At 58.6% G+C, this 5,511-nt stretch carries 8 protein-coding genes; all 8 read left to right on the top strand.

Annotation, left to right across the window (positions count from 1 at the left end; translation table 11 throughout):
* Window positions 1-861: glutamate synthase subunit beta (locus JWQ61_RS17250; protein ID WP_304361603.1), on the top strand; the 861-nt coding region annotated here is incomplete at its 5' end.
* Between the two features lie 216 nt (window positions 862-1,077).
* Window positions 1,078-1,893, top strand: a complete 816-nt coding sequence (locus JWQ61_RS17245; protein WP_304361602.1) for an ABC transporter ATP-binding protein — start codon at window positions 1,078-1,080, stop codon at window positions 1,891-1,893.
* Window positions 1,893-2,693, top strand: a complete 801-nt coding sequence (mlaE, locus tag JWQ61_RS17240) for a lipid asymmetry maintenance ABC transporter permease subunit MlaE (RefSeq protein WP_304361601.1) — start codon at window positions 1,893-1,895, stop codon at window positions 2,691-2,693. Before JWQ61_RS17245 ends, mlaE begins: the two co-directional genes overlap by 1 nt.
* A 120-nt stretch (window positions 2,694-2,813) precedes the next feature.
* A complete protein-coding gene (mlaD, locus tag JWQ61_RS17235; protein WP_304361600.1) occupies window positions 2,814-3,287 on the top strand; it encodes an outer membrane lipid asymmetry maintenance protein MlaD in 474 nt (157 codons plus the stop codon).
* Window positions 3,284-4,012: a VacJ family lipoprotein gene (locus JWQ61_RS17230; protein WP_304361599.1), complete on the top strand. Its 729-nt coding sequence runs from the start codon at window positions 3,284-3,286 to the stop codon at window positions 4,010-4,012. The genes mlaD and JWQ61_RS17230 overlap by 4 nt, the downstream gene beginning before the upstream one ends.
* 106 nt (window positions 4,013-4,118) lie before the next feature.
* Window positions 4,119-4,751 (top strand): phospholipid-binding protein MlaC, encoded by a 633-nt coding sequence (locus JWQ61_RS17225; protein WP_304361598.1) that lies wholly within the window; start codon window positions 4,119-4,121, stop codon window positions 4,749-4,751.
* 21 nt (window positions 4,752-4,772) lie between these two features.
* Complete coding sequence (locus JWQ61_RS17220) at window positions 4,773-5,066, top strand: STAS domain-containing protein (RefSeq protein WP_061538742.1); 294 nt, start codon at window positions 4,773-4,775, stop codon at window positions 5,064-5,066.
* Between the two features lie 168 nt (window positions 5,067-5,234).
* On the top strand, window positions 5,235-5,511 hold a 277-nt coding region (locus tag JWQ61_RS17215), incomplete at its 3' end, for an ATP-binding cassette domain-containing protein (RefSeq protein ID WP_304361597.1).

The following is a 5,511-nucleotide window of genomic DNA, read 5'->3' as shown; positions in this document are numbered from 1 at the left end:
CAGATGGAAGCCGAAGGCGTGACCTTCCGCACCGGCGTGCTGGTCGGCAAGGATTTCCCGGCCAATGTCAACAACTGGGCCAAGAAGACGGTTTCCCCGGAAGAATTGAACGCCGAGTTCGACGCCGTGGTGATTGCCGGCGGCGCCGAACAGCCGCGCGATTTGCCGGTGCCGGGGCGTGAGCTGAAGGGCGTGCATTTCGCCATGGATTTCCTGCCGCAGCAAAACAAGGTCAACGCCGGCGACAAGGTCAAGGAGCAAATCCTGGCCGGCGGCAAGCACGTGGTGGTGATCGGCGGCGGCGATACCGGTTCCGACTGCGTCGGCACTTCCAACCGCCAGGGCGCGGTATCGATCCAGCAGTTCGAGCTGATGCCGCAACCGCCGGAACTGGAAAACAAGCCGCTGGTATGGCCTTACTGGCCGACCAAGCTGCGCACTTCGTCGTCGCACGAAGAAGGCTGCGACCGCGACTGGGCGGTGGCCACCAAACGGCTGGAAGGCAAGAACGGCAAGGTCGAGAAACTGATCGCCGCCCGCGTCGAATGGAAGGACGGCAAGATGCAGGAAGTGCCGGATTCGGAATTCGAAATGAAGGCCGACCTGGTGTTTCTGGCGATGGGCTTCGTTTCGCCGGTGGCGCAAGTGCTGGAGGCATTCGGCGTCGACAAAGATGCGCGCGGCAACGCCAAGGCCACTACCGACGGCGATGCCTGCTACAAGACTTCGGCCGACAAGGTGTTCGCCGCCGGCGACATGCGGCGCGGCCAGTCGCTGGTGGTATGGGCTATCCGCGAAGGCCGCCAGTGCGCGCGGGCGGTCGATGAATTCCTGATGGGAGCATCGGTTTTGCCACGGTAATATTGTTTACGTTTTTTTGCTGTTACTAAAGAAGAGCATGTCAGTGGCAACACCGGCGTGCTCTTCTTTTCTGTAGTGCATGTTTTTGTTCATGCATCGAGGCAATAGTCAAACTGTTGTAATACAGGCACATATCAGTCTGTCTACTATTGCTGGGCTCTGAACGATTGTCGCATTTGCACTACAATAGCCCCTTTGATTTATTCGGTGGATGGTGTGGCAAATATCGTCGAAATTCGTGATCTGCAGTTTGGCTATGGTGAGAGGTCGATTCTATCGGGCCTCAACATGGACTTCGCACGCGGCAAGGTGATCGCCGTCATGGGCGGCTCCGGCTCCGGCAAGACCACCATATTGCGGCTCATTGGCGGCCAGCTGAAGCCCCAGGCCGGCAGCGTCAAGGTCGACGGCGAAACGGTGCACACTCTGTCGACCTCGAGCTTGTACGCGTTGCGGCGCAAGATGGGCATGCTGTTCCAGAGCGGCGCCTTGTTTACCGACCTGACTGCATTTGAGAACGTCGCCTTCCCGCTGCGCGAACACACCAATCTGTCGCCGGAACTGTTGAACAACCTGGTGCTGCTGAAGTTGAATGCGGTCGGCCTGCGCAACGCTGCGCAGCTGAAGCCGTCCGAGATTTCCGGCGGCATGGCGCGGCGCGTGGCGCTGGCGCGCGCGATTGCGCTGGATCCCTCCCTGATCATGTATGACGAACCGTTCGCCGGGCTGGATCCGATTTCGATGGGCGTGACCGCCAACCTGATCCGCAAGCTCAACGATGCGCTGGGTTCGACCAGCATCCTGGTGTCGCATGACGTCAATGAGTCGTTCAGCATTGCCGACTACGTGTATTTCCTGTCGGAAGGGCAGATCGTGGCGCAGGGCACGCCGGCAGAGATGCTGGCGTCTACCCATCCGTACGTGAAGCAATTCGTCAACGCCGAACCTGATGGTCCGGTGCCGTTCCACTATCCTGGCAAGTCGCTGGCCGAGGACCTGGGCCTGAGTCGGAACCTGAGGGGGCGCGGCTGATGCTGAACGCTGTAACCAAGTTTGTAAGCAATTGTCTTGCCGCAGTGGGACGCACCGTACGCGAATCGATTGCCGGCCTGGGCCTTGCCGCGCGCATGTTCTTTGCGATCCTGCGCGCCTCGCCCGGCCTCTGGCGGCGTCCGCGGCTGATTACCGACCAGATCCATTTCATCGGCAACTACTCGCTGATCATCATTGGCGTCTCGGGTCTGTTTGTCGGTTTCGTACTGGGTTTGCAGGGCTATTACACGCTCAACAAATATGGTTCCGAGCAGGCGCTGGGCTTGCTGGTGGCGCTGTCGCTGGTGCGTGAACTGGGGCCGGTAGTGACGGCGCTGCTGTTCGCCGGCCGTGCAGGCACTTCCCTGACGGCGGAAATCGGCCTGATGAAAGCCGGCGAGCAGTTGTCGGCGATGGAAATGATGGCGGTCGATCCCATGCAACGCGTGGTGGCGCCGCGTTTCTGGGCCGGCGTGGTGGCGATGCCGATGCTGGCGGCCTTGTTCAGCGCCCTGGGTATTTTTGGCGGCTACCTGGTCGGCGTCAAGCTGATCGGCGTCGATGACGGCGCGTTTTGGTCGCAGATGCAAGGCGGGATCGATATCTGGCAAGATATCGCTAACGGCGTCTTGAAAAGCATCGTGTTCGGCGTCGCCGCAACGTTTGTTGCGGTATGGCAGGGCTACGAGGCAAAACCGACGCCGGAAGGCGTTTCCAGGGCTACCACGCGCACCGTGGTGATCTCGTCGCTGGCGGTGTTGGCGCTGGACTTCCTGCTGACCGCTTTGATGTTTAACTAATTATTTGCGCGACTCCGGCGCCCAAACAGCCGGGGTCAAGCCGTAGCAGCGCGTTTTACTTCTCGTTACTATTTTCTCCTCGGGAATTTGTTCGCGGTGGTATTTTTAAGGTGATGAATCATGCAACAGAAAACTGTAGACGTATGGGTAGGCATATTTGTGCTGATCGGCGTGCTGGCCTTGGGGTTCCTGGCGCTGAGAGCCGGTAACCTGAGCAGCGCGACTTTCAACAAGACTTATCCGGTAATTACCAAGTTCGACAATATCGGCGGCTTGAAAGTGCGTGCGTCGGTCCGGAGCGCGGGGGTGGTGGTGGGGCGTGTCGCTTCGATCAATTTCGACGACAAGAACTTCCAGGCGATAGTGACCTTGAACATGGACCAGCGTTACCAGTTCCCGGAAGACAGTTCGGCTAAGATACTCACTGCAGGTTTGTTGGGAGAGCAATACATCGGTATCGAAGCGGGCGGCGCGACCAAGAACCTGGCTGCCGGCGACCGTATTAAATTAACGCAATCCGCGATTGTGCTGGAAAACCTGATCAGTCAGTTCCTGTACAGTAAAGCTGCGGATGTAAAGGACACAGAACAATGAAAATCATGACTCGCCTGGGCTCGCTGGCCCTGGTTGCCGCGCTGGCCGGCTGCGCCACCACCAGCAATCCGCAAGACCCGCTGGAAGGCTTCAACCGCGCCATGTTCAGCTTCAACGACACGCTCGACAAGGTCGCCCTGAAGCCGGTCGCCACCGCTTACCGCAACTGGCTGCCAAGTTTTGTCCAGACCGGCGTCAATAACTTTTTCGGCAACCTGGGCGATGTCTGGAGCTCGGTTAACGGTTTCTTGCAAGGCAACGTTGCAGACGGCACTTCGGACGTGATGCGGGTTGCGGTCAACTCCACGCTCGGTCTGGGCGGTTTGCTGGATATCGGCTCGGAAGCCGGTTTGCAGAAACATAACAAGGATTTCGGCCAGACCCTGGGCAAGTGGGGCGTCGGCTCCGGTCCTTACCTAGTGCTGCCGCTGTTCGGGCCATCGAATATCCGCGACACGGCGGCATTGCCGGTCGACATGTACGGCGACATCTGGTCCTACAAATACCCGGTACGCTGGCGCAATACCGGCTCGGTGGTGCGCCTGATCGACAAGCGCGCCAACTTGCTGGATGCAGGCGGCCTGCTGGACGATGCCGCCCTCGACAAGTATGAATTCGTGCGCGACGCCTATACCCAGCGCCGCCAGAGCCAGATCAGCGGCAATAACGACGACAGCGACGACAAGGCGGACAAACCTGTCAACAGCAAGCCCGCCGAGCAGTGATTATCGGCGCCGGCCGGAACCGGCGCTTGAAATTGCCGTCTTAGGACGCATATACCCCGCGTCTGAGACGTCTTCTAACAACCATTAAGATTGTTAAAAAAACCATATGAAAATCCTGAAAAAATTCCTGACGCTGTCGCTGACTGTCGGCAGCCTGTTGTTCACAGCGGCAGCCCAGGCGCAAGAAGCGCCTGACGCGTTGATCAAGCGCATCAGCCAGGACGTGCTGGATACCGCCAAATCGGATAAAAACATCCAGGGCGGCAACCAGCAGCGCATCCTGGCGCTGGTTGAAGAAAAGATCATCCCGTATGTCGACTTCGAGCGCATGACCAGCATGGCCATGGGTCCTAAATGGCGTGACGCAACTGATGATCAAAAGAAACAGTTGATCACCCAGTTCCGCAGCCTGCTGGTCTACACCTATTCCGGCGCGCTGTCGCAAGTGCGTGACCAGCAAATCGATTTCAAGCCGCTGCGCGCCGATCCGGCCGATACCGACGTGATCGTCCGCTCGCAGGTGATCCAGCCGCGCGGCGAGCCTATCCAGCTCAATTATCGCGTGGAAAAAGCAGGCACGAGCTGGAAGATCTATGATGTCAACGTACTGGGCGCCTGGCTCGTTGATTCATACAAGGGCACGTTCACTTCCGAAATCAACCGTTCCGGCATCGACGGCCTGATCAAGGTGTTGTCGGACAAGAACAAGGAACGCGCTGCCCGCGGCCTTAAGAAATAATCAGCTGATTGACTAACTAACATGTTCAGACCATCTCACTCGCTTACTGTCGGCAACGCCAAAGTCACTCTGGAAGAGGGCTTGCGCGCGATCGCCGGGGGCGAGACCGAGATCGACCTGGGCGACGTGGTGGCGGTCGATTCGGCCGCCGTCGCTACCTTGCTGGCTTGGCAATGTGCAGCCCTGAACCAGGGGCTGAACCTGCATTTCTCCAGTTTGCCCGCCAACCTGGAAAGCCTGATCGATTTGTACGGCGTGACAGAGTTGCTGGCGCCTGCCGGCGTGACTGTTGCCGCCAGTACACTGCATCATTGAGCTCTACCTTCTCCTTTCCTCGTAGCATCCCGGGTTTGTCGTTGTCGCCCGGCCCTCGCAGCAAAAATCCAATATAATCAAGGGTTCCGCCACCGGCCAGCATGGTTTGGCCGGCAAATCGGCAGCATTGCTGCGGCGTCCCAATTAAAGAATATTTAGCAAGGCACTATGGCGGCCATCCAAATTACCAACGTCAAGAAGCGTTACCAGTCCTTGCAGGCGCTGGATGGCGTTTCCCTGACCATCGAAGAAGGCGAATTCTTCGGTTTGCTGGGCCCCAACGGCGCCGGCAAGACCACCTTGATTTCGATCATCGCTGGCCTTAACCGGCCCGATTCAGGCAACGTTACGATCCACGGCCACGATGTCGTCAGCGACTACCGCGCCGCGCGCCGCAATCTCGGCGTGGTGCCGCAAGAACTGGTGTTCGATCCGTTTTTCACGG

The organism is Collimonas fungivorans (assembly GCF_028292705.1).
Classification (GTDB): Bacteria; Pseudomonadota; Gammaproteobacteria; order Burkholderiales; family Burkholderiaceae_D; genus Collimonas; species Collimonas fungivorans_B.
Note: the sequence above shows the minus strand (reverse complement) of the source record. Positions and strands in the feature narration are given on the sequence as shown.

Bases quoted from the DNA above. Each gene is read 5' to 3' on its own strand.
- mlaE (WP_304361601.1), top strand. From the start codon at position 1,893: ATGCTGAACGCTGTAACCAAGTTTGTAAGCAATTGTCTTGCCGCAGTG.
- mlaD (WP_304361600.1), top strand. From the start codon at position 2,814: ATGCAACAGAAAACTGTAGACGTATGGGTAGGCATATTTGTGCTGATC.
- JWQ61_RS17230 (WP_304361599.1), top strand. From the start codon at position 3,284: ATGAAAATCATGACTCGCCTGGGCTCGCTGGCCCTGGTTGCCGCGCTG.
- JWQ61_RS17225 (WP_304361598.1), top strand. From the start codon at position 4,119: ATGAAAATCCTGAAAAAATTCCTGACGCTGTCGCTGACTGTCGGCAGC.
- JWQ61_RS17220 (WP_061538742.1), top strand. From the start codon at position 4,773: ATGTTCAGACCATCTCACTCGCTTACTGTCGGCAACGCCAAAGTCACT.